This window comes from Frankia sp. CcI49 (assembly GCF_001983215.1).
GTDB classification, from domain to species: domain Bacteria; phylum Actinomycetota; class Actinomycetes; order Frankiales; family Frankiaceae; genus Parafrankia; species Parafrankia irregularis.
This window is the reverse complement of the sequence record NZ_MOWP01000015.1, coordinates 323,508-346,431: the sequence shown is the minus strand read 5'-3', so window position 1 is coordinate 346,431 and position 22,924 is coordinate 323,508. Positions and strand designations below refer to the sequence as shown.

Below are 22,924 nucleotides of genomic sequence, written 5' to 3'. Positions count from 1 at the left end.
TGACGGGCCGAGGCACCGGTCTCACCGGCCGATGTCGTGGTCGCCGGCCTCGACCAGCCCGCTTTCGTAGGCGAAGACCACGACCTGGGCGCGGTCGCGAAGGCCGAGTTTGGTGAGGATGCTCGACACATGCGACTTGACTGTCGCGGGCCCGATGAAGAGTTCGTTGGCGATCTCCGAATTGCTGGACCCGCGGGCGACCGCGACCACCACGTCACGTTCGCGGTCGGTCAGGCGTTCCACGCGGCGCGCAACCGTCGAGCTGACAGGCCTGCGTTCGGTGAACCGGCCGATGAGGCGCCGGGTGATCGACGGCGCGATCAGTGCGCCACCATCGGCGACGGTGCGGACCGCGACGGCGAGCTGGTCGGCCGGAATGTCCTTCAACACAAAGGCGCTCGCTCCGGCGCGGAGCGCCTCATAGACGTACTCGTCCGGATCGAAGGTGGTGAGAATCAGTACCCGCACGCCCCAGTCGGCCTCGGCGAGAATTCTCGACGTGGCTTCCAGGCCATCCATCTCCGGCATCCGGATGTCCATGAGAATCACGTCGGGACGATGCTCCCGGGCGGCCTCCATCGCCTCCAGCCCGTTGCCTGCCTCGGCGACGACGTCGATGTCGCTGTGGATCCGCAGCACCATGGCCAGGCCGCCACGGACCAGGGCCTGGTCGTCGACGATGAGAACACGAACAGTCAACCCGGTTTCCCTCCGAAAGGCAGGTGGGCAGCGACCTGGAACCCGCCTCCCACACGAGGTCCTGCGTCCAGGCTCCCGCCCAGCAGCAGAGCCCGCTCCCGCATCCCGACGATGCCGTGGCCTCCCGAATGCCCACCATCGGCGTCCGGCCTGGCGGCAACGGTGCTGCCGCGACCATCATCGCGGACCTCGATGACCATGCCGTTGTGCCCGGTACGCAGACTCACCTCAGCCTGGGTTCCAGGGCCGGCGTGCTTGAGGACGTTGGTCAGCGCCTCCTGGATGATGCGGTAGGCGAACAGATCCGTCCGGGCGGAGATCTCCGCTGACGGCAGGTCCATCGCCAGTTGCACGACCACACCGGCCCCGCGGAGCTGCTCGATCAGCCGGGGGAGCTCCGCGAGGCTGGGTTGGGGGCCCAGGCCGTCATGGCCTGCCTCGGGACGCAGCACGCCGAGAAGGTGGCGAAGCTCGTCGAGGGCCTGGCGCCCCGCCTCCTCAACCGCCGTCATCGCGTGCAGCGCGGCCTGTGGGTCCTGCGCCGCGACGGCCCGGGCTCCGCTCGCCTGCACGGTCATGAGGCTCACCCGATGGGCGACGACGTCGTGGAGCTCCCGCGCGATGCGGGCCCGCTCCTCCATGACGATCCGCCGGCTCTCCGCCGTGTGCTCGCGGCGGCGCTCGACGGTGCGGGCACGGCGCAGCTGGATGCGGCGCCCTGCATACCACGCCCCGGCCATGAAGAGGCCGCCGAACGCGGGCTCCTGCCACCACGGGCCCGGATCGTCGAGGCCATCGAGACCGACCAGGCCGGTCGCGACGACAACTCCGACAGCGCCCTGCCAGTCCGCCGAGCTGTACCGCCCCGCGGCGTACAGCGCGATGATCGACACGCAGCCCAGCTGGGTGTCGCTGCCGACCAGCGCGGCCCAGCAGACCAACGTCAGGCCGAGCACACGCAGCGGCGCGCGCCGGCGCCAGAACAGGGCCGGACTGGCCACCGCGCAGACCAGCAGGACGAGGATCGGGACATCGCCGAGCGGGCGGATCGTTATCGCGTCTCCGGGCCCGTCGGCCATGAAAGCGGCCATGAAGTAGAGCGCGAGGACGAGCACGGTGTCGGCGGCGCGCGGCCAGCGGGCGAAGGGCCCGCGGAACCTCCGCGGGACGTCCTCATGCGGCGTCGGGGTAATCGGCATCGCACGGCTTTCCATCTGGTTCTCAGCGAGGTGAACCGCGACTGGTCGCGGCTTCGTCGGTGGGCATGGGCTCACGGTATGCCAGTGCGACAGTGCGGTCTCCGGCCTTCCGGCGGGGACGGTTCTCCCCCGCCAGACGGAGAACGGCTCGGAATCCACCCGACGCAATCCTTCTCCCGGCGGGTTTCCGAATCCGCTCCCAGGCGGGCGACAGCTTCGGGGCACAGCCAGCACAGTTGAGCCCGCACGGCGCTCGGGTCGAGGGCCGTGCCGGCCCGGCCCACCGTCCGCACACATGGCACCGCCGCCGGGCGGTCCCGGCCGGTCCCGCCCCTCAGAGCCACCGGCCGAACCACGCCGAATCTCGCAGGAGAGGTAGCCATGAATCGGCTCACCCGCCACATCGCAGCAGCGAGCGCACGCAGGCCTCGACGCACGGTCGCGGCCTGGGTATTCGCCGCCGTCCTCGCCCTCGCCCTGGCCAGCACGGTCGGAGGGTCGTTCGTCGACGACTTCGTCGCCCCCGGCAGCCAGAGCGAGAAGGCGACGGATCTGCTGGAGCAGCGCTTTCCCGACGCCGCCGATGGCAGCGCGCAGGCAGTGTTCGCCGTGCCGGCGGGCCAACGACTCGACCACCACCGTGCGGCCGTCACCGCCGCCGTCGCGCGGATCGCGGAGGTGGATCATGTCGCCGCGGTGGCCAGCCCGTTCGCCGCCGGTACCACCTCACCGGACGGCCGGATCGGCTACGCCCAGATCACGTTCGATGTGCCGGCGACCGATCTCGGTCCAGGAGCACTCACCGCGATAAGCGGCGCCATGCGGCCGGCGCGTGACGCGGGTGTCGTGACAGAGCTGGGCGGCGACGCCGCGTTCATCAACGGTGAGGCGGCTACGTCAGGTGCGGAGGCGATCGGCCTGCTGGCCGCGCTGGTGGTCCTGCTCCTGGCCTTCGGCACGATCGTGGCCGCGCTGATCCCGGTCGCGCTCGCGCTGATCACAGTGGCCGTGGGGCTGGGGAGCGTGCTGCTGCTGGCGAACGTCCTGGAGGTCTCCTCCGCGGCACCGACGATCGGCGCGATGATCGGTCTTGGCGTCGGCATCGACTACGCCCTGTTCATCGTGGCCCGCTATCGGGAGAACCGTGGCGCCGGCCAGGACAACGCCGCCGCGCTCTCCGCGGCGATGGCGACCTCGGGCAACGCCGTCGTGCTGGCCGGTGGGACGGTAGTCGCCGCGATGGCGGCCCTCGCGCTGACCGGTCTGGGCTTCCTGACCTCGGTCGGTCTGAGCACCGCTCTGGTGGTGGTTTGCGCGGTAGCGAGTGCGCTGACCCTGCTGCCAGCGATGCTTTCGTTGCTCGGTGACCGCGTCGACGCGGGCCGAGTCCCGGGCCGCCGCCTCCACTCGCCGCCTGAGAGCACCGTGTGGTGGCGCTTCGCTCACCGGGTCGCCCGCCGGCCGTGGCCGTATCTGATCCTCTCGGTAACCGTGCTGCTCGTGCTGGCCGCCCCCGCACTGCGCCTGCAGACGGGCTTCCCGGACGCAGGTGATGACTCGCCCAGCAGCAGTTCCGCCCGCCGGGCCTACGATCTGCTCGCCGAAGGCTTCGGTCCGGGCGTCAACGCGCCGTTACTGCTGGTGGCCGACCTGCGCAGCCCAGGTGTGGATCGTGACGCCCTCACCGTGCTGTCCGATCGGGTCGAAGCCGACCCCGGCATCGCGGAGGTCGGTGATCCCCGGTTCTCACCCGACGGCGACACGGCGGTGCTGTCGATGCTGCCCACCACTGCACCCGCGGACGACGCGACCTCGGAGACACTCGCCCGCGTCCGTGGTCTCGTCCCGGGCAACGTCGCGGTCGCGGGCCTGACCGCGATGACCGACGACCTCGACCGGCAGCTGAGCGACACCCTTCCGATCTTCATCGCGGCGATTCTGGCGGCGTCGTTCCTTCTGCTGATGGTGATGTTCCGCTCCATCGCGGTGCCGCTGAAGGCCGCCGCGTTGAACCTGCTGTCGATCGGTGGCGCGTACGGCGTCGTCGTCGCCGTGTTCCAGTGGGGGTGGTTCGGGAGCGTGTTCGGCCTGGAGGAGACCTACCAGATCGCCTCTCCACTGCCGACGATCTTCTTCGCGGTGCTCTTCGGCCTGTCCGTCGACTACGAGGTGTTCCTCCTCTCCCGGATCCGCGAGGAGTACGACGCCAGCGGCGACAACGTCGAGTCAGTCGCCCGGGGCCTGGCCGGCACCGGGCGCGTGATCACCTCGGCCGCTCTGATCATGACGGTGGTGTTCCTGGGTTTCGTCGCCGACCCGTCGCCGTTGGTGCGGATGCTGGGCCTCGGGCTGGCGACGGCGATCGTGCTCGACGCGACGATCGTCCGCATGATCCTGGTCCCCGCGATCATGACATTGCTGGGCAGGGCGAACTGGTGGCTGCCCCGCTGGGGTGGCCACCCGGCCCCGCGCCCGCGCGCCGGCGTCGTCGAGCATGGCTGACACAGCCCGGCCCCGGCCTTCGTGTTGTCTCCGAAGGCCGGGGCCGGGGTTTCGCGTCCGGTCAGGTGGCGGGCTTGCAGGGGTCGTATCTCACCGGGCTGGCAGCACGTTCCCGCAGAGTTTGCGGTCCACCACGTCAAACGAGCTACCGGCGTCGTTGACGCGGACGAAGGCCAGACAGTTCTGCGGTTGGCTGCGGCGACCGCTGACGTCCGTCGGCCGGATCAGCCCGCCCGCGTCGTAGTCGCGCATTCCGTCGAGCGCCCTGATCACACTCTCCCGGTCGGGGCACTCCCCCGCGGCCGCCACCGCGCGCAGCAGCATGTCCGTCTCGATGTAGGAACGGATCGTGAACTCCTGTTCCGGGTTCCCCACCTGCGGGGCGTGGTGGGCGATCGCGGCCGCGTACTGCTCCGCGGCGGGCCCACCCAGCTCCAGCGGCGTCACATAGCTCATGATCGACACCCCGGCCAGCGCGGGACCGTACCGGCCGAGCAGGTTCGCGTTGTAGCCGGGGACGGAGAGCGTCGCCCGCAGCGTCGCGCCGGCATTGCGCAGGGCGTTGAGAATGCCGGCGAGAACCGGCGGGTCGATGATGCTGACAAGCACGTCGGCGTCGGTGGCGGCGAAGGCCTCGGCGACCCGTTGCGGGCTCTGTGAGGCCTCGGCGAACTGCACGATGCCCGCCGGAACGACACCGGCCGCCCGTAGGCCGAGCGAAATCCGATCGGCATAGATGGCCGTCGACGCGACGTTCTCCGGGATGACGATCAGCGCCCGGGTGCCCCCGTTGTTTCTGAGGTACCGCCCCCAGGTGTCGACGGAACCACTCATGTTGGCGAACACGAACATGTTCTCGTACTGGGACCAGACCGGCTCGGTGCCCGCACCTGTCACCGGGACGCCCCGCTCGGCCAGATAGGCCGCGGAGCCGCTCATCGTGAAGCTGGTCGCGACGAGCCCCGCGATACTGACATCCTCGACGAGCTCGCCGACGACACGGCGGTTCGTCTCCGTCGACATCTGGTCGTCGCGCCATTCGTAGCTGACTTCGCGGCCGTTGATGCCACCCTGTTCGTTGGCCAGACCGACCCGCGCCTCCACCCCGCCGCGCGCCGCGGAGAACGCACCGGCATCCGTGCCCGTGTCGGGGTAGACGAAGCCGATCTTCACCTGGTCCGCGGTGACTCCCGGAGCGACGCAGCTCTCGGCGGCCGGTGCACCGCTGCTCCCCGAACAGGCGGACGTCGTCGCGAGAAGCAGCGGCAGGGTGACCGCCACGGCGCACCGGCCGGCCAGGGCACGCACAGGTCCCCCGCCACGCCGCCGCCGTGTCGCGGCGCCGGCGCCGGCTCGCGATCCATTTCGCATGGACGAATCGCCGCGCATTGATGGCGAGTCTGTTAATCTAAGGTTGTCGTTTTGAACTGGTAGCCTCCCGGACGCTGGTCGGACCTGTGACGACGGCGGGATCTGTGGGGGCGGCAGGATCTGCGGCAACGTGAGTTTCCTCTCGATTCGGGCACGCCGAAGTCGCGCACTCGGCAGCATTCAGCAGACCGAGCCCAGTTCTCCACGCACCCCGGAACGCCGGATTTTACTGATTACCGAATCACCGAATCGACTATCAGAAACAAACGGGACCACACCGGCGCGCGCACCCGGACCGTCACCCTCGGCAAACATGCCCACGGAAACCCCGTCGCCGATCGCCGGATCGCCGGATCGCCGGATCGCCGGGCAGGAAACCCGAAGCATGGGCGACCAAACTCGGCAAATCGGATTATTTGCCGAGTTGCGCGGCATTCGGTCACGCGCCGCGCAGGGTCACCTGCCTGGGCCGGACGGCCAGCCCACACCGAGCCGGGACAGTGCACGCCGCGCGGCCGACTGGCACCTTCGGGTGAACCCGAAGGTGTTGCCGCCCGCCGGATGCCCGACGGCCGGCCGGCGAAGGCGCCTCAGTGCCAGGATCAGCGACGTCCCTCCCGATTCGGCGAAAGGCGGTGAGACGAGCGTGGGCAGACACCGCCGCGTCCAGCCCAGCCCCGGCGCGCGGTTGCGGCAGCCGATCCGCAGGGCGGCCGGGGTGGCCGGCACGACGATCGTGCTCACCGGCACCGTGACGCTGGCCGGAACGGTTGTGACCAGCCCGGCGGCCGTGGCCGCCGCGCAGACCCGGGTGATGATCCTGGGTGACTCGATCACCCACCAGACCGCCGGGGACTACACCTGGCGTTACCGGCTCGCCCAGCACCTGAACCTCAGCGCGCCCGGCGCCGTCAACTTCGTCGGGGACCGTATCGACGTCTGGGACAACACCGCCAACACGGCCGGCTCGAACGACTACGTCGACGCCTGGTTCGACCGCGACCACCACGCCGTCTGGGGCGACGCCACCCGGACCGAGCGCGACGCCGTCGAGGGCCTGCTGCGCGCGACCCCCGCCGACGTGCTCATCGTGGCACTCGGCGCGAACGACCTCACCTACTTCTCGACCCCGCAGCAGGCCGCCGACGACATGCTGGCACTGATCAACAACGCGCGCCGGGTCAACCCCGACATCGACGTCGTCGTCGCCCAGGTCCTCGACCGCTCCGACTACGTCGGCGGGCGCGACCTGCAGGCCCAGGCCACCGCCTACAACACCCTGCTCGACCAGCAGGTCGGCAACTGGCAGACCTCGACGTCCAAGGTGGTCGTCGCGCGGGACTACGCCGCCTGGAACCCCTACCAGCACACCTGGGACGGGTCGCATCCGAACCCGACCGGCGACTTCGTGATCGCCAGCGCGGTCGCGAACGCCCTGGCACAGCTCGGGATCGGCACGACGTTCGGCCCGTTGTACGGCACCGTGCCGTGGCCCGGCACCGGCCGCGCGGTCACCGCCGTCGGGAAACCCGGCCAGCACACGCTGACCTGGGCGGCGACGCCCGGCGCGACCGCCTACCTCGTCGAGCAGCGGGTGCTCTCCTACGGTGAGCAGACGTTCTACCGGCTGCCGTACGCGCTGGCCGCGAAGCCCGGGACGAACACGTGGACGACCGGCACCCTGCCGGCCGGGCTGAGGATCGAGTACCGGGTCGTCCCGATCAAGGGCAACATGACCGGCCAGGCCGGCCCCTCCGGCACCGCCATCGCCCAGTAGCAACGCCACCGTCCGACGGCCGCACCGCACCACGCCACACCACGCCGCACCGCACCGCACCGCACCACGCCGCACCACGCCGCGCCGCGCCGCACCACGCCGCACCACGTCACGTCGCAGGGCACSCACCCACCCACAGAGCGCGCATTTCATCCAACCCGCAGTGTCCAGATCTGGGCACCGCGCCTCGCGCAAGGGCCAGCGCGGACCGGAACCGGTCAGCAATGAATACGTTCGGTGCGCCTCGCGGCACCCGGGTCCGCGCGCGCGGGTCTCGTACGATGTCACGGCTCGCCAAGCGACGGGTATCAGCCGGGCCGGGTTCGGTCCCGCTCCGAAGACCTTGTGGAGGTGGGCCACCGTGGCACGCGGACCGGTGAGTGCGGATCCGGGCGACGAGCAGCTGTCCGTACGTGGCCCGGCGGCCTCGGCCGCGGGGCTGCCCGCGGTCTCCCACGCGCTGGGGCAGGCCTGGAGCCAGATGGGCGTCCGGCGGACGGTGACCACGCTGCGGCTGCTCAACCAGACGTCCGGCTTCGACTGCCCGGGCTGCGCCTGGCCGGACCCGGACCACGAGCACCGCCACCTGGCCGAGTTCTGCGAGAACGGCGCGAAGGCGGTGGCCGAGGAGGCGACGCTGCGGCGGCTGACGCCGGAGTTCTTCGCCACCCACTCGCTGGCGGATCTCGCCGGCCGGTCGGGTTACTGGCTGGGCCAGCAGGGCCGGCTGACCGAGCCGATGTTCCGGCCGGCCGGTAGCGACCACTACCAGCCGATCGGCTGGGACGAGGCGTTCGGGATCATCGCCGCCGAGCTGACCGGGCTGACGAGCCCGGACGAGGCCGCCTTCTACACCTCCGGTCGGACCAGCAACGAGGCCGCGTTCGCCTACCAGCTGTTCGTCCGCGCGTTCGGGACGAACAACCTGCCGGACTGCTCGAACATGTGCCACGAGTCGTCCGGGGCCGCCCTCGTCGAGACGATCGGGATCGGGAAGGGCAGCGTCACCCTCGACGACCTGGAAAGCGCCGACCTGGTGCTCGTCGTCGGGCAGAACCCCGGGACGAACCATCCGCGGATGCTGACCTCGCTGGAGAAGGTCAAACGGAACGGCGGCAGCATCGTCGCGGTGAACCCGCTGCCGGAGCCGTCGCTGCTGCGCTTCCGCAACCCGCAGCGGCCCACCGGCGTCCTCGGCCGGGGCACCACCCTCGCCGACCAGTTCCTGCAGATCCGGCTGAACGGCGACCTGGCCCTGTTCCAGGCGGTGTCCCGCCGCCTGCTGGACGCGGAGGACGCGAACCCGGGCACCGTGCTCGACCACGACTTCCTCCGCGAGCACACCACCGGTTTCGAGGCCTTCGCGGCGCACCTGCGCACCCTGTCCGACGACGAGGTGCGGGCGGCCACGGGTCTGACCGACGCCGAGATCGACGAGCTGACCCGCCGGGTGCTGGCCGCCGACAGGATCGTCGTGTGCTGGGCGATGGGCCTGACCCAGCACGCGAACTCGGTCGCCACCATCCGCGAGGTCGTCAACTTCCTGCTGCTGCGCGGCAACATCGGCCGGCCCGGCGCCGGGGTGTGCCCGGTGCGCGGGCACAGCAACGTGCAGGGCGACCGCACCATGGGCATCTGGGAGAAGATGCCGGACGCCTTCCTCGACGCGCTGGGCACCGAGTTCGCGTTCACCCCGCCCCGCCGGCACGGCTACGACGTCGTCGACACGATCCGCGCGATGCGCGACGGCCGGGTCGGGGTCTTCGTCGGGATGGGCGGCAACTTCGTGGCCGCCGCGCCCGACACCGCCGTCAGCGAGGCGGCGCTGCGCGGCTGCCGGCTCACCGTGCAGATCTCCACCAAGCTCAACCGGTCCCATGTGGTCACCGGCGAGCAGGCCCTCATCCTGCCCACGCTCGGCCGCACCGAGCTGGACGTCCAACCGGCCGGCCCGCAGTTCGTCACGGTCGAGGACTCCATGGGCGAGGTGCACGCCTCCCGCGGCACGCTCATGCCGGCCGGGCCGGCGCTGCGTTCCGAGGTCGCGATCGTCTGTGGGCTCGCCGCCGCCACCCTCGGGCCCACCACGCCGGTGGACTGGGCCGGCCTGGCCGCCGACTACCGACGCATCCGTGGCCACATCGCGRCCGTGATCCCCGGGTTCGCCGACTACGAGCGGCGGGTGGCCGAGCCCGGCGGGTTCCGGCTGCCCCACCCGCCGCGGGACGGCCGGCGTTTCCCGACGCCGTCCGGGCGTGCGGTGCTGACGGTGAACGCGCTGGAGGTGCTGCGCCCACCGCCCGGTCACCTGCTGCTGCAGACGATCCGCTCGCACGACCAGTACAACACCACCATCTACGGGCTCGACGACCGCTACCGCGGGGTTCGCCAGGGCCGGCGGGTCGTCTTCGTCCACGCCGACGACCTCACCGCCGCCGGGCTGTCCGACGGAGGCCGGGTGGACATCGTCAGTGTCTGGGCGGACGGCGTCGAACGCCGCGCCGAGGACTTCCGCCTCGTCGCCTACCCCACCGCCCGCGGCTGCGTCGCCGCCTACTTCCCCGAGACCAACGTCCTGGTCCCCCTGGACAGCACCGCGCGGCGCAGCAACACCCCCACCTCGAAATCCCTGGTCGTCCGGCTGGAGCCACGGCAGCCACGGCCGGCGCCGGATCCGGGGGCCTCGTGACCGCGCCCGCCGGCGCCCAGCACGGGGTGCTGCTGCTGTCCTGCCCGGACACGCCGGGCATCGTGCACGCCGTCGCCGAGCTGCTGCTGCACGAGAAGTGCACGATCGTGGCGAGCCACCAGTTCGGCAGCGCCGCCACCCGCACCTTCTACCTGCGGGTCGAGTTCGCCCACATCGACGGTTCCCGGCTCGACCTCGACGAGCTGCGGGCACGGATCGCACCGCTGGGCGCCCGGTTCGGGATGACCTGGCGGCTGGCCGACACCGCGCATCGCACCCGCACGGTCATCATGGTCAGCAGGTTCGCGCACTGCCTCAACGACCTGCTGTTCCGGACGTCGATCGGCGAGCTGAACCTCGACGTCGTCGCGGTCGTGTCCAACCACCCCGATCTCGGCGGCATCGCCCGCCATTTCGACGCCCCGTTCCGGCACCTCCCGGTCACGCCCGCCACCAGGGCCGAGGCGGAGGCCGACCTGCTCGACCTCGTCCGCGCCGAGCAGGTCGACCTGGTCGTGCTGGCCCGCTACATGCAGATCCTCTCCCCGCGCCTGTGCGGGCACCTCGCCGGCCGGGCGATCAACATCCACCATTCGATGCTGCCGAGCTTCAAGGGCGCGAAGCCCTACCACCAGGCCTACGCCCGCGGGGTGAAGTTCATCGGCGCGACCGCCCACTACGTGACCGAGGACCTCGACGAGGGCCCGATCATCGAGCAGGAGCTCATCCGGGTCGACCACACCCTCGACCCGGACCAGCTCGCCGCCCGTGGCCGCGAGGCGGAGACCCGGGCGCTGGCCCGCGCCGTGCGCTGGCACACCGAGAACCGCATCATCCTCAGCGACGGGAAGACCGTCATCCTGCACTGAGCCGTTTCGGCTCGGTGGTCAGAACTCGGAGCTGGTCAGGACTCGGAGCTGGTCAGGACTGGGAGCTGGCCAGCTCGCCCAACAGGGCACGGGTGCGGGCGGCGTCCGGGCCGGAGAACGCGGCGGCGACGAAGTCGGTGACGCCGGCATCGCCGAACTCCTCGATCCGGGCGCGCACCGACTTCTCGTCACCGATCAGCGCGATGTCCGCCGGGCCGGTGACCCCCTCACGGTCGAGCATGGCCCGGTAGGACGGCAGCGTTCCGTACACCTTGAACTCACGGGCGGCCCGCTCCCGCGCGGCTTCGGTGTCGTCGGTGACAGCCACCGGCAGCATCGCCACGACCCGGGCCGGTGGCCGCCCGGCCTCGGACGCGGCCGTCTGCAGCGTCGGCACGATGTGGTCACGCACCGTGGACACGCCGGTCATCCACAGCACGGTGCCGTCGACCCGGGCGCCGGCCAGCCGCAGCATCTTCGGCCCGAGTGCCGCGACCAGCACCGGTACCCGGCCCACCCGGGGCGTGGTGAGGCCGGCGACGGCCCGTACCGTCTCGCGCCTGACGTCGACCGGCTCGCCGTCGAGCAGCGGCAGCAGCGCGTCCAGATAGTCGGAGAGGTGCCGCAGCGGGCGGTCGAAGCTGTAGCCGAGCATGTCCTCGATGACGATCCGGTGCGACAGCCCGATGCCCAGGGTGAGTCGCCCGCCCACCGCGAGTGCCGTGGTCAGCGTCTGCTGCGCGAGCGCCACCGGATGGCGCGGGAACGTCGGCACGACCGCCGTGCCGACCTCGATGCCGGGTACCTGGCTGCCGGCGACCGCCAGGGCGGTCAGTGCGTCCAGCCCGAAGATGTTCGACAACCACGCGGACTGCATACCGTTCGCCGCCGCGTCGGCGAGCTCGTCGCGCAGCCGCGTGAGCGCGCCCGGTCCGCGGGAATCCGTGAGGGTGATACCGATACGCATGATGACTCCGTCCGTCGCCGATCGTCTCGCCGTCGTGTCCGTGCCGGTTCCAGTTCCGTTCCCGATCGTCTCGCCACCCGCAGCACACAGCACACCAGCCACCCAAGATGCCGCGATAACCGCCGCCGACGCACCACTATGTACACGGTGCGCCCACATCGCTCCACAGGAGGCGCGCCCGGGGGCAGTTCACCCAAAGTATGATCCGGACGTCAGCGCGGGGTACGCCGTGATACCGAAAACGGCTTTCCACACAAAGCAATCGCGGGCGGAGACGGGGGGATTGTCGATGTTCCATGGACGCACCGGCGACGAGCTGCCCGCCGACGACCTGGGCGCTGACGACCTGGGCGCGCTCACCAGGACAATGGCCGACATCGAGTATCTCGCGCGCAGCGGTTCCGCGCTCGCGGCACAGGCCGAGGGCCAGTTCGTCGCCGCACCCGGTCTGGTCGAGCTCGCCGACACCGAGTGCCTCGACGGCCCGTCCGGCCTGCGGCCCTGGCTGGATGACCTGCGGGCCGCGCGAGAGGCCGGCCGCGACGAGAGGGACGTCGCCGCCGGCATCGCCGCCTGGCGGCTGCGGGCCGAGAGCACTCGCGAGATCGTGCAGACCATGGTCGACACCAACGACAGGGTCATCCGGGAGTCGACCGCGCTCATGAGCGAGCTGCGCCACCGCCTGGAGGGCTTCCAGGTCAAGGCGGGCCAGCTCGGCGTCGCCGAGGAACCGGAGCTGTTCCGGCTGCATGCCGCGGCGCAGGAGGCACTGGGTCGGCCACCGGTCGACCTGGGCCCGGCTGCCCGGCTGGTCGCGGAGTACGTCGCGGCCGTGAACCGGCACGGCCCGGACGCACCGGATGCGCCCGCCGGTCCCGGGGCGCGCTGATGCCCGACGCGCCCGCGACACTGCGCCATCCGCGCTGCCCGGTCTGCGGCACCACGCGCCAGCAGGAGGAGCCGTTCTGCCTCGGCTGCCGGTTCGAGTTCGCCACCGGCAACCCGCCCCGGCCCCCGCGCCCGCCGCAGCCGCCCCGGCTGGTTCCTTTCCGCAGAAGGCGCTGGGAGCTGCACATCGAGGCCGATCGCGGGTACTACGACTCGCTCAGGCAGGATCCGGTCTTTCCCACTCCCCCGCCACCGATCCACATCGCGCCGCTGCGGGCCGCGGTCGTCGTGCTGGGCTCGCGCCCGTCATCGCGTTTTCGCACCCAGGGGGTCGATCTCGTGAAGCCCCCGCCGGACCCGGGCATGTCGGCGTCCCACGCACAGCTCGACCTCCAGTACGACGGGCGGTACCTGCTGCATGACCTCGGCTCTCTCAACGGCATCCGGCTGCAGCCCGGCCACCCGAGGCTGGGCCGGGAGGAGTCCGTCTGGCTGCGCGACGGTGACCAGTTCTTCCTCGGTTCCTGGACCAGGGTGACCGTCCGCCACAGCTGGGATCCGCCGGCCCCGCCGAGCCCGGAGGGCAGCGAACGCCCCACCCGCGCCTGACACCGCGCGAGCCGCCRCGCCCTGGGTGGTTCAGGAAGGACCTCCTCTGCTATGACTCTCCGCACCAGGTCGAAACGATTTCGGGGGTTGGCGATGTCCGGGGGACCTCGGCCATGAGCAACGAGCCATCCGGCGTCGCCTGCGTCCGGCCGCGCTGCAACGGCAAGGGGATCATCGGGCCGCGTGGGCGTTGCACCGTCTGCGGGCACCCGCCGGAGCGGCAGCGCGAAACCAGAGGCGACCGGCCACCGCCCCACGATCGGTGGGAAGCCCCGATCGACCGGACCCGGCCGCCGTCGGTGGCGAACGACTCGGCCTCCGGCCCACCGCCGGTCATCTCGGACGAACGGGTTCCGCCGGATGACTGGCGATGCGAGGGATGCGGCCACAGTCTCGGCGCCGCCGCGGTCGCCGACGGCCGCTGCCCCGGCTGCGGGCATCCCCTTTCCCCGGCTCCGACGACACTGGCGCTGCGCACCGACGACCTCGTGGAGGGCCGTTATCGGATCCTCGGCCGGATGGCCCGCGGCGGCCAGGGCTGGATCTACGCGGCGAAGGACGAGCGGTCCGGTATCTGGGTGGTCCTCAAGGGCCTGCTCGACACCGGGGACACCCAGGCGCGAATAGCCGCGGAACGCGAGCGCGTGTTCCTCACCGCCGTGGAGCACCCCGACATCGTCCGTATCCGCGATTTCGTCACGCACAACGGCGCGGAATACATCGTGATGGACTACGTCCGCGGCGATTCCCTGGAGAAAATGCGACGGGACCAGAACGGCCGGCTGGACCCGGCCGACGCGACACGTCACGTGCAGCAGCTGTTACCCGCGCTGCGCTACCTGCATGAACGCGGCCTGGTCTACTGCGACCTGAAACCCGAGAACGTCATGGTCAGGTCGGACGCCATCACGCTGATCGACCTGGGCGGAGCACGCCGGGCCGACGACCTGGTCTCGCCCTATCTGAGCACGCCGGGCTTCCGCGCACCCGAGATCGACGACGCACACGCCTCGGGCGGCACCGGTTCCGCGCCGCGGGCGTACCCGTCGGTCGCCTCGGACATCTACGCCGTCGGGCGGACCCTCGCCGTTCTTCTCCTCGGCACGGGCTGGGGCCTGACCGGCGAGCATCGGCACAGCCTCCCGGCCCGCGACGAGCACCAGGTGTTCCGCGACCACGAGTCGCTGCACCGGCTGCTGCTGCGAGCCACCGAGCAGGATCCGGCCGCCCGGTTCACCGACATCGCCGAGCTGGAGCACGAGGTGCTCGGCGTCACCCACGAGATCCTCGCCAGGCAGGGCTCCCGGCGGAAGATCGATCGCGCCCTGCCGCCGCCGCTGAGCCGCCGGTTCACCCCGATGCCCTACCTGACCGGCGAGGATGACGACCCCCCACCGGACGCCATCCTCCCCAGCCCGCAGGTCGATCCGGATGACCCGGCCGCCGCGGCGCTCGCCGCGATCCCGGCCGACGGTGATCCGTCCACCATCGCCCGGATGCTGGCGGAGCTCACGCCGATGACGGCGGAGGTACAGCTGCGGCGGGTGCGTTTCGAGCTCGACGCCGGTCGGCCGGGCAAGGCCCGCGACCTGCTCGAGGAGGTCGCCCGGGACGGTGGCGCCCGGGGCGGCCTGAACGACCCGTCGCGGCCGGCCGGCTGGCGGGTGGACTGGTACCGAGGTCTGGTGGCCCTCGCCGAGGGGAAGCCCGCGGACGCCGCGGAACCGTTCGACCGGGTCTTCTCCGCTGTTCCCGGGGAGCTCGCGCCCCGGCTGGCGCTGGCCGTCACCTACGAACGTGCCGGCGACCACGACCGCGCGGCCGAGTACTACGACGTCGTCTCCGTCGCGGATCGGTCGGCGATCGGTGCCGCCTTCGGGCTGGCCCGCTGCCGGTCGAAGCCCACCGACCGGATCGCCGCGTACGCCCGGGTGCCGGAGACGTCGCGTTTCCATCCCGAGGCCCGCGCCCGCATGGTCGAGTCACTCGTCACCTCGCTCACCGCCGAGCTGGACACCTCGACCCCACGCGACCGGTCGATGGAGCTGGCGGAGGAACGCCTGGACCGGGCCTGCCGGCTGCTCCGCAACGGCGAGCGGGAGATGACCGCGCCCCGGCGGCTCGGCCTGCGGCTGAGGATCTTCCGAGTCGCGAGTGCCCTGCTGGCCGCGGGCGCCCTCCCGGCGACGGGCACCGTTCTCGGCCACCCCTGTGATCCGGACAGTCTGCGCCTGGCGGTGGAGAAGACGCTGCTGGAGCTGGCCAGCCACACCGAGGACCGCCGCACCCGGGTTCGGCTCGTCGACGAGGCGAACCGGATCCGCCGCTGGACCTGGTACTGAGACCTGCGCGGTGCGCAGACCTGCACGCAAGGAAGGACCAACTTGATCACCTTCGAGGTCGCCGTCGCCCAGAACCAGTTCCTGCCGTCGGGTGAGACCGAGATCGACGCCATCGTGACCGTGCGGGCCCGCACGGACGGGGCCGCGGCCATCCCAGGGCAGCGGGCCATCGTGCTGATCATCGACGTCTCGAGCTCCATGGGAGCCGTGCCCGACCGGCAGATCGCCGCGAAGGCGGCGGCCCGGGCGGCGGTCGAGGCCCTCCCCGCCGGCACCCTCTTCGCCGTCATCGCGGGCAATCACCAGGCCGAGGCCGTCTTCCCGCCCACCGGCCTGGCCAGGGCCGACCCGGAGACCCGCGAGGCGGCGAGGTCGGCCATCCGCCGGCTCAGGTCCCAGGGCGGGACGGCGATGGACACCTGGCTGACCCGGGCCCGGGAGGTGTTCGACCAGCACCCGGAAGCGACGATCCGGCAGGCGGTCCTGCTCACCGACGGCTACAACGAGTCCCCCCGGGAGGAGCTCGAGGCGACGGTCAGCCACAGCGAAGGTCATTTCCGCTGCGACTGCCGGGGCATCGGAGTCGACTGGAAGGCCGAGGACCTGCTGTTGATCTCCGATCGGCTCCAGGGCACGTCCCTGGACACGCCCACCGGCGGCGACCTGCAGCGCGACTTCCGCGACCTGGTCACGGCGGCGGCGGACCGGGCGGCCAGCGCGGTACGGCTGCAGGTCTGGGTTCCCCTCGGCGCCCACATCCGGTACGTCAAGCAGGTCGCACCGACCATCCAGGCCCTGACCGGGGTGCCGGATCCCGACGACCCCCAGACGTTCGACTTCCCCATCGGCGACTGGGGCAACGAGCAGCGGGACTACCAGATCGGCATCGGCGGCCTGCAGGACCCGGGCGATGACGACGGCGGCGGCGACGCAAGCCTGGCCGGATGCGTCACGATCGTCCACGTCGGGCCGAGGTCCGGCGGTACGAGCGCCACGGCCACGAACACGGCCACGGACACCAGTGGCGAGATCTTCGCGCTGTGGACCGAGGACGCCGCCAGCTACTCGGTGGTGAACCGGGAGGTTGCCAGGTACGCGGGGCTGGTGGGGTACGGCGAGGCCGTTCGCCGCGGAGTCGCCGCGTACAGCGAGCACGACCTGGCGCTGGCCGCCGAGCACCTCGGCCGCGCGGTCCAGCTCGCGTACGAGGCGGGCGAGCAGAAGAGGATCGAGCAGCTGGAACGTGGGCTGCTCACCGTCATCGACGCCGCCGCCGGCAGGGTGCGGATCCGCGAGGACGTGAGCGCGCACAACCTCAACATCAACGAGCTGCGTTCGCGCTGGACCGTACCCATCGGCTGAACACCCGTCGACTGACGGCCACGCACAGGCGGGAAGGTCACCCCTCCGGCCAGGCGGGGTTCTGGGCCAGCGGGGTGACGATCTCTTCCGTGGGCTTCAACCAGGTCTGGTAGCTCGCCGTCCACGCCCCGCTGGTCATCATGTCCCGCAGGACGCCGTTGACGAACCGGACGAACTCCTCATCGCGCAACTTGTTCGCGTTCCGGTCATCGAGATGGCTGCGATGCAGCGCGACGCCGTAAGGCTCGGCCAGGTCGTCGCCCGCGGCGGTGACGCCGCCGGGGGGCAGATCCACATACTGGTCCCGTGCCTTCATTCCGGCGAGGATGATGTCGTCGGTCGCGACCCCGTCCGCCTCGCCCTGCTGCACCGCGACGAGGCAGTCGGCGGCGCGGGGGCGCAGGGTGATTGTCAGCGGCGGGTCGCCCGGGGCCAACGCACTGCGGGCCGCGTCCTCGAGCTTCTGCACAGAGGTCGCGCCCTCGGTCGAGCAGACCGTGTAGCCCGCGAAGTCGCGAAGCGTCGTGAAGCCAGCCTTCGCGGGAACCAGCAGGGCGAAGCGCGACTCGAAGTACACCCCGGAGAACAGGATGTTCTCCTTTTCCTTCCGTTCGCAGGTGATCGTGTAGGTCGCGACGACGATATCCACGCCTGAGTTCGGGTCCGCCAGGAGCCCGGCACGGTCCTTCGTCGTCACCGCGCGGAACCGGATCTTGCTTTTTCCCCCGCTACCGAACAGGGCGGTGGCAATGGCGCCGGCGATGTCGACGTCGAAGCCCTCCAGCGTGGGCTCCGTCCAGTTCATCGAGCCCGCGGGCGGAGCGTCGGTGACGATCGCGACGGTCAGGTCGCCCTTTCGCCAGATATCGTCCATGATCGAGCCGGGGCGGAAGGCTCCGGGCGAGGGCATCGACGCCGGCGGAGCCGGGCTCCAGCGAACGGGGTGCCCGTCCGCGCAGGGTTTCGCCGCGCCGGATCCGCCGCTGCCCGTGCCCGTGCCCGTGCCCGTAACCGTGATATCGGCTGTCCTGGTGGTGGTGGCGGCGGGCCGTGGCTCAATCGCCGCCGGGAATCTCGCACCGGTCGTCCCGCAGGCACCGAGCACGGCGGCGGCCACGACGACCACCAGCGCGGACACCCACCGACGGCGGGAGCGACCGCCACCACGTGCCCATCGGCCCCGGGGTGGAGCCGGGGCAGGGGTCGGAGCGCCAGTGGTGTTCACCGCTGGAACCGGTAGGTCTGCAGGCGGTGCCGCATCCCCATGTGGACGAGGATCGCCGCGAGGAACAGCATGCAGCCGGCGGCCCAGCCCAGGGCCGTCGGCACCGGCGATTTGGCGGCAGCCATATGCGCCTGGAATCTCCCGGTGCTGGCGCTGACCGCGGTCTCGAAACTGTTGTCGAGATCCGCGAAGGCCGTCGCGCCCTCGCCGACGGTCAGCCGCGCCGCTCTCAGGAACTCCGTGCCGGTTCCGGAGAGAGCTCTGGTGACCTCATCATGATTCCGCTGCCAGCGCGCGATGTTGCTCCTGATCTGGCTGACGGTCTCCGCCGGCAACTCCTCGACGGTCATGGCCTCGCTGAGGTCGGCGAGCGAGTTGTCCCAGTCGTCTTCGGAATCATCGTTGACGCCCAGCGACAGCACCGCCAGATTCTCGTCGGCGCGGGCCTGCGAGGCGAAGACCCGTGCCTGCGACAGTGTCGTCATCGGGACGTACCCTTCGTTCACACTGCTGCTCGCCCTGGATTCCTGGAGCAGAGCACTGGCACCGAACAGGCTGGCCGCCGCCAGCACACACCCGGTCGCGGCTACCAGCCGGATCTCGAAAACCCGGCGGCTGCGTCGGGAGTAATAGACCTGCAGCCCAAGCAGCACCGTCCCGCCGCCGGCGACCAACACGACGAGAAGCAGGTCGACACGGCCGTCGGTCGCGGTGCGGAAGTCCGCGTCGACCTCGTTCCCCGCGATCCCGATCAGGCTGTCGACCCGCGGGATGATCTCCTGCCGAGCCAGGTCGGAGGCCCTGCGGAGATACGCCTCCGCGGTCGAGCTTCCCGTCCGTACGTAGGCCTGGGCGGTGTTCACCAGGCCTACGTACTGTGGGATCAGCTCGCCCAGCGTTTTCAGCAGGGTGTCGGCGCACTCCCCCCTGACCGACGGGCCGCCGGTGGGGCAGCCCTCGACACCGAGCTGCCGCATCTCAACCACTCCAGCCGCGGCCGCCGTGATGTCACCGTTGGTCGTGGAACGGTCGGCCGCGGTGCCGTACGCGGCCCGTTTCTCCTCTGGCGTGTCGTGAACGGGGTCCGTCTGCGCCACGTGCGCGAACACCGACGCGGCCGCGGCCGCGTCGGCGCTCGACACCTTGCTGCGGACGAGCTGGGCCTCGATGACGACCTCACCGGCCCGGTTCCTGGCGTCGGCCAGCGCGTCGCCGCGCACGGACGCCGCGAAGATCATCGCGGTCCCGGCGACGAGCAGCCAGCCGACGACGAAAAGGGCGGTTCCGCGGAGCCGGATCGGTGTGTCGGCTCGGCTCCACCGGGAGACCACAGGGCTGGCCGCCGCCCCGGCGAGTGCCACGCGCTGCACAGAACTGGCCACAATCCGGGAATATATTCTCCGCGATGCGTCTGGTCCGCACCGCCACCGAAATAGGCCGTGTTCGCAGACATCTGTCCGCTGGATGCCGTCCTGACAACGGCCAGGAGAGCCTGCGAAGATTTCGGTGATCCGCGCAGTCGGCGGTGTTCCCCTCCGGGACCCGTGGTACGTCTGGCATATCCCTGGCTGGAGATCGCGGATCGCCAGTGTGACGACGGAGGAACGATCATGTGGCCGACGGGCCGGTGGGCAGCGCGGCGGGCCGGGCGGCGGCGCGGTCACGGTGGTGTGCGGTGATCTACGACCGGGAGCAGGTCGCCCGAGCGCTGCCGGACTACGTCCTCGGTGAGCATCTCGGCTCGGGAACGTTCGGGGCCGTGCTGGCCGCGCAGCACCGCGAGATGGACCGGCCGGTGGCGGTCAAGGTGCTGCCGGCCAAGACCCTGCGCGGCAACACCACCGACGAGGCCAAGCTGCTCGGTCAGCTCGACCATCCTCATGTGGTGCGGGTCCACGACGCGAGGCGGACCGACGACCTGTGCCTCGTGGTGATGGAGCTGCTGCCCGGCGGCACGCTGACCCAGCGACAGGTCGGCTTCGGGCCGACGCAGGTCTGCGCGGTCGGCCTCGCGGTGGCCGCGGCGCTGGCCTACATCCACCGGCCGGGCGGCCAGGCCCAGGGCCTGCTGCACCGCGACATCAAGCCCGACAACATCCTGTTCGCCGCGGACGGAACGCCGAAGGTCGGCGACTTCGGGATCGCGAAGCTCTTCGACGGATCGGGCGCCGCGGCCAGCGGGCTCGCCGGCACCCCGGCGTACATGGCGCCCGAGCAGTTCAACGGCGACCGACTGAGCCCGGCGACCGACCTGTACGCGCTGGCCACCGTGCTCTACCAGGCGCTCGCGGGCCGCGCCCCCTACGACGGGTCAAAGGAGTGGGGCCTGCTGCGCTATCAGAAGCGCAAGGACCCCCCACCGCCGCTGGACGACGTGCCCGCCCCCGTCGCCACGGTGATCATGCGGACGCTGGCGAGGTCCCCGGCCGACCGCTACGCCAGCGCCGCCGAGTTCTCCCTGGCCCTCGCCCGGGCCGGAGCCGAGGCCTTCGGCCCGGGCTGGCTCACCCGTGTCGGGCACCCGCTGCACCTCGACGACGCCGTCCGGGCCACCGCCGGATCCGGCGTCCCCGGCGGAACGGCCACGGACACCGCCGGCCAGCGGACCATCGTCACGCACGGCGGGCCGCGACGGCACCCCGAGCCCCGCGGCCCCCGCACCAGCCAACCCGGGGGCACCCGCACCAGCCAGCCCGGCGGCACCCGCACCAGCCAGCAGCGGACCCGGCACGACGACCATCCGGAAGTCCTCGCCGCGGCGCACAGCGACGCCAGCGAGCTGAGCGACGTCGGCGACCACGAGGCCGCCCGCACCCTCGACGAGGACACGCTCGCCCGGCGCCTGCGCGTCCTCGGACCCGACCATCGCGACACCCTCGCCACGGCCCACAACCTCGCCGCCGACCTCGCCGCGCTCGGCGACCATCGCGGTGCCCGCGACCTCTACCTGGACACCTTCGCCCGGCGCCGCGCCATCCTCGGCCCCGCCGATGCCGGGACCCTCACCACGGCCTTCAACCTCGCGGTCGTGCTGAGCGCCCTCGACGAGCACGAGCACGCCCGCGATCTCGGCGAGGAAACCCTCAGGCTGCGGCGCGGCACGCTCGGCCCCGACCACGCCGACACCCTCGCCGCGGCCTTCAACCTCGCCGTCTACCTGGGCCGGCTCGGCCGCTACCAGGAGGCCCGCACGATCGGCGAGAACGTCTGGGCCGACCGCTGCCGGCTCCTCGGCGCCGGCCACCCCGACGTTCTGCGCACCGCGGCGGCGCTGCAGTGGTGGATCCACCAGGACCAGGCCGCCGCGCCAGAGCAGGCCGCCGCGCCTGCTCCGTGAGCTGATCGGGCCTCGCGCCGCCGCCACCGCCCGATCGGCGGCCACCCGACGCCGGCCGCACGGTCAGCGACAGCCCGGCCAGCGGCCGCCCGGTCAGCGTCGGAGCAGGCCGGCTTCCTGGATGGCGGAGGCGACGAGCTGGCCGTCCCGGGTGAAGAAGGTGCCCCGGGAAAGCCCGCGCGCGCCGCCGACACTGGGGCTGTCCTGCGCGAACAGCAGCCAGTCGTCGGCGCGGAAGGGCCGGTGGAACCACATCGCGTGGTCGAGGGAGACCACGTCGAGGCGGCCCGGCCCGGCGCCGTAGGGCAGGCTCGCGGTGCTCGCCAGGGTCAGGTCGGACAGGTAGGTCAGCGCGCAGGCATGCAGCAGCGGGTCGTCCGGCAGCGGCTGGTCGACCCGTACCCAGACGTTCTGGCGCGGCATCCCGTCGGCAGCCGTGAGCGCGGGATCGAACGCCGGCCGGTGCGCGGCGCCCTCGGCGCCGCTCGGGATCGAACGGACGTCGATCAGCAGGAACGGCCGGTACTCGGGGGCCTCGTCGATCGGCCCCCACCAGCGGCGCAGCGTCTCCGGCAACGGGACGTCCGGTGCCTTCAGCTGGTGCTCCTCGGCGGTGTCACGCGGCCGTTGGAACGACGCCGACATCGAGAAGATGGTCTCGCCGTTCTGGACCGCGCTCACGCGGCGGGTGGAGAACGACCGGCCGTCCCGGATGCGTTCGACGAGGTACAGGATCGGCGCATCGGTGCGCCCCGGCCGCAGGAAATAGCCGTGCAGGGAGTGCATCCACCGGTCGGGCTCCACCGTCCGGCCCGCGGCGATCTGGGCCTGCGCCGCGACCTGCCCGCCGAAGGCGCGCATCGGTGCGCCGTCATGGCATGAGCCACGGAAGATGTCGCGATCGATGGTCTCCAGCGACAGCAGGTCCGCGAACTCGGGCCGCTGCGCGGTCACCGCCACCCGCCCGCCGGCACCAGAGTGGGCAACGCCTGCACGGCTACCAGCCGAAACGAAAGGATCAGGGCCACGGTTGGAGGCTACGCCGTACCCACCGCGGCCCGCTCATCCCAGCTCGCCGCGGCCCGCGC

Annotated in this window: 16 protein-coding genes; 9 read left to right on the top strand and 7 right to left on the bottom strand. The window is 71.6% G+C overall.

From position 1 onward, the window contains the following. Positions 1-21 precede the first annotated feature (21 nt). Together CcI49_RS14755 and CcI49_RS14750 are read right to left on the bottom strand one after the other, a co-directional pair. Positions 22-699 (bottom strand): response regulator transcription factor, encoded by a 678-nt coding sequence (locus CcI49_RS14755; RefSeq protein ID WP_054569343.1) that lies wholly within the window; start codon positions 697-699, stop codon positions 22-24. Next, on the bottom strand, positions 696-1,898 hold the full coding sequence (locus tag CcI49_RS14750; protein WP_241840068.1) for a sensor histidine kinase: 1,203 nt from the start codon (positions 1,896-1,898) through the stop codon (positions 696-698). Before CcI49_RS14750 ends, CcI49_RS14755 begins: the two co-directional genes overlap by 4 nt. Before the next feature lie 381 nt (positions 1,899-2,279). On the opposite strand from CcI49_RS14750, the gene CcI49_RS14745 reads away from it, so the two are divergent. After that, positions 2,280-4,400: an MMPL family transporter gene (locus tag CcI49_RS14745; RefSeq protein WP_076827176.1), complete on the top strand. Its 2,121-nt coding sequence runs from the start codon at positions 2,280-2,282 to the stop codon at positions 4,398-4,400. A gap of 90 nt (positions 4,401-4,490) precedes the next feature. Here the strand turns inward: CcI49_RS14745 and CcI49_RS14740 are convergent, their stop codons facing one another. Next, entirely contained in the window at positions 4,491-5,681 is a 1,191-nt protein-coding gene (locus tag CcI49_RS14740) for an ABC transporter substrate-binding protein (protein ID WP_241840067.1), read from the bottom strand. A gap of 736 nt (positions 5,682-6,417) precedes the next feature. Here CcI49_RS14740 and CcI49_RS14730 point away from each other — a divergent pair. From CcI49_RS14730 to purU, 3 genes are all read left to right on the top strand, one after another. Beyond that, entirely contained in the window at positions 6,418-7,548 is a 1,131-nt protein-coding gene (locus CcI49_RS14730; protein ID WP_076827169.1) for an SGNH/GDSL hydrolase family protein, read from the top strand. Positions 7,549-7,909: 361 nt separating this feature from the next. After that, the gene (locus CcI49_RS14725) at positions 7,910-10,237 is read left to right on the top strand and encodes an FdhF/YdeP family oxidoreductase (RefSeq protein WP_076827167.1); all 2,328 of its coding nucleotides are present in this window, start codon (positions 7,910-7,912) and stop codon (positions 10,235-10,237) included. Beyond that, positions 10,234-11,106, top strand: a complete 873-nt coding sequence (gene purU / locus CcI49_RS14720) for a formyltetrahydrofolate deformylase (protein WP_054569349.1) — start codon at positions 10,234-10,236, stop codon at positions 11,104-11,106. The genes CcI49_RS14725 and purU overlap by 4 nt, the downstream gene beginning before the upstream one ends. A 52-nt stretch (positions 11,107-11,158) precedes the next feature. Here purU and CcI49_RS14715 read toward each other — a convergent pair whose 3' ends face one another. Continuing rightward, positions 11,159-12,073: a TIGR03564 family F420-dependent LLM class oxidoreductase gene (locus CcI49_RS14715; RefSeq protein ID WP_076827383.1), complete on the bottom strand. Its 915-nt coding sequence runs from the start codon at positions 12,071-12,073 to the stop codon at positions 11,159-11,161. Between the two features lie 289 nt (positions 12,074-12,362). Here CcI49_RS14715 and CcI49_RS14710 point away from each other — a divergent pair, with 289 nt between their 5' ends. The 4 genes from CcI49_RS14710 (at position 12,363) to CcI49_RS14695 (ending at position 17,274) form a co-directional block, all read left to right on the top strand. Further along, positions 12,363-12,962: a hypothetical protein gene (locus CcI49_RS14710; RefSeq protein WP_054569351.1), complete on the top strand. Its 600-nt coding sequence runs from the start codon at positions 12,363-12,365 to the stop codon at positions 12,960-12,962. Next, complete coding sequence (locus CcI49_RS14705) at positions 12,962-13,570, top strand: FHA domain-containing protein (RefSeq protein ID WP_054569352.1); 609 nt, start codon at positions 12,962-12,964, stop codon at positions 13,568-13,570. The genes CcI49_RS14710 and CcI49_RS14705 overlap by 1 nt, the downstream gene beginning before the upstream one ends. 113 nt (positions 13,571-13,683) lie before the next feature. Then, the gene (locus tag CcI49_RS14700) at positions 13,684-15,912 is read left to right on the top strand and encodes a serine/threonine protein kinase (protein WP_054569353.1); all 2,229 of its coding nucleotides are present in this window, start codon (positions 13,684-13,686) and stop codon (positions 15,910-15,912) included. 42 nt (positions 15,913-15,954) lie between these two features. Further along, positions 15,955-17,274 carry a VWA domain-containing protein gene (locus tag CcI49_RS14695; RefSeq protein WP_054569354.1) on the top strand — a complete coding sequence of 440 codons (1,320 nt, stop codon included), beginning with the start codon at positions 15,955-15,957 and terminating at the stop codon, positions 17,272-17,274. Positions 17,275-17,311: 37 nt separating this feature from the next. Here CcI49_RS14695 and CcI49_RS14690 read toward each other — a convergent pair whose 3' ends face one another. Both CcI49_RS14690 and CcI49_RS14685 read right to left on the bottom strand, forming a co-directional pair. Further along, the gene (locus tag CcI49_RS14690) at positions 17,312-18,412 is read right to left on the bottom strand and encodes a transporter substrate-binding domain-containing protein (protein WP_054569355.1); all 1,101 of its coding nucleotides are present in this window, start codon (positions 18,410-18,412) and stop codon (positions 17,312-17,314) included. A gap of 83 nt (positions 18,413-18,495) precedes the next feature. Further along, the gene (locus CcI49_RS14685) at positions 18,496-19,869 is read right to left on the bottom strand and encodes a hypothetical protein (protein WP_054569356.1); all 1,374 of its coding nucleotides are present in this window, start codon (positions 19,867-19,869) and stop codon (positions 18,496-18,498) included. Positions 19,870-20,111: 242 nt separating this feature from the next. On the opposite strand from CcI49_RS14685, the gene CcI49_RS44140 reads away from it, so the two are divergent. Next, a complete protein-coding gene (locus CcI49_RS44140) occupies positions 20,112-21,836 on the top strand; it encodes a tetratricopeptide repeat protein (RefSeq protein ID WP_076827165.1) in 1,725 nt (574 codons plus the stop codon). A gap of 93 nt (positions 21,837-21,929) precedes the next feature. Here the strand turns inward: CcI49_RS44140 and CcI49_RS14675 are convergent, their stop codons facing one another. Then, positions 21,930-22,790 carry an acyl-CoA thioesterase II gene (locus CcI49_RS14675; protein ID WP_083473689.1) on the bottom strand — a complete coding sequence of 287 codons (861 nt, stop codon included), beginning with the start codon at positions 22,788-22,790 and terminating at the stop codon, positions 21,930-21,932. Positions 22,791-22,924 lie beyond the last annotated feature (134 nt).

What these genes read in the sequence shown, in the direction of transcription:
- CcI49_RS14750 (WP_241840068.1), bottom strand. Translation starts at nt 1,898, where the DNA reads ATGCCGATTACCCCGACGCCGCATGAGGACGTCCCGCGGAGGTTCCGC.
- CcI49_RS14745 (WP_076827176.1), top strand. Translation starts at nt 2,280, where the DNA reads ATGAATCGGCTCACCCGCCACATCGCAGCAGCGAGCGCACGCAGGCCT.
- CcI49_RS14715 (WP_076827383.1), bottom strand. Translation starts at nt 12,073, where the DNA reads ATGCGTATCGGTATCACCCTCACGGATTCCCGCGGACCGGGCGCGCTC.
- CcI49_RS14710 (WP_054569351.1), top strand. Translation starts at nt 12,363, where the DNA reads ATGTTCCATGGACGCACCGGCGACGAGCTGCCCGCCGACGACCTGGGC.
- CcI49_RS14705 (WP_054569352.1), top strand. Translation starts at nt 12,962, where the DNA reads ATGCCCGACGCGCCCGCGACACTGCGCCATCCGCGCTGCCCGGTCTGC.
- CcI49_RS14700 (WP_054569353.1), top strand. Translation starts at nt 13,684, where the DNA reads ATGAGCAACGAGCCATCCGGCGTCGCCTGCGTCCGGCCGCGCTGCAAC.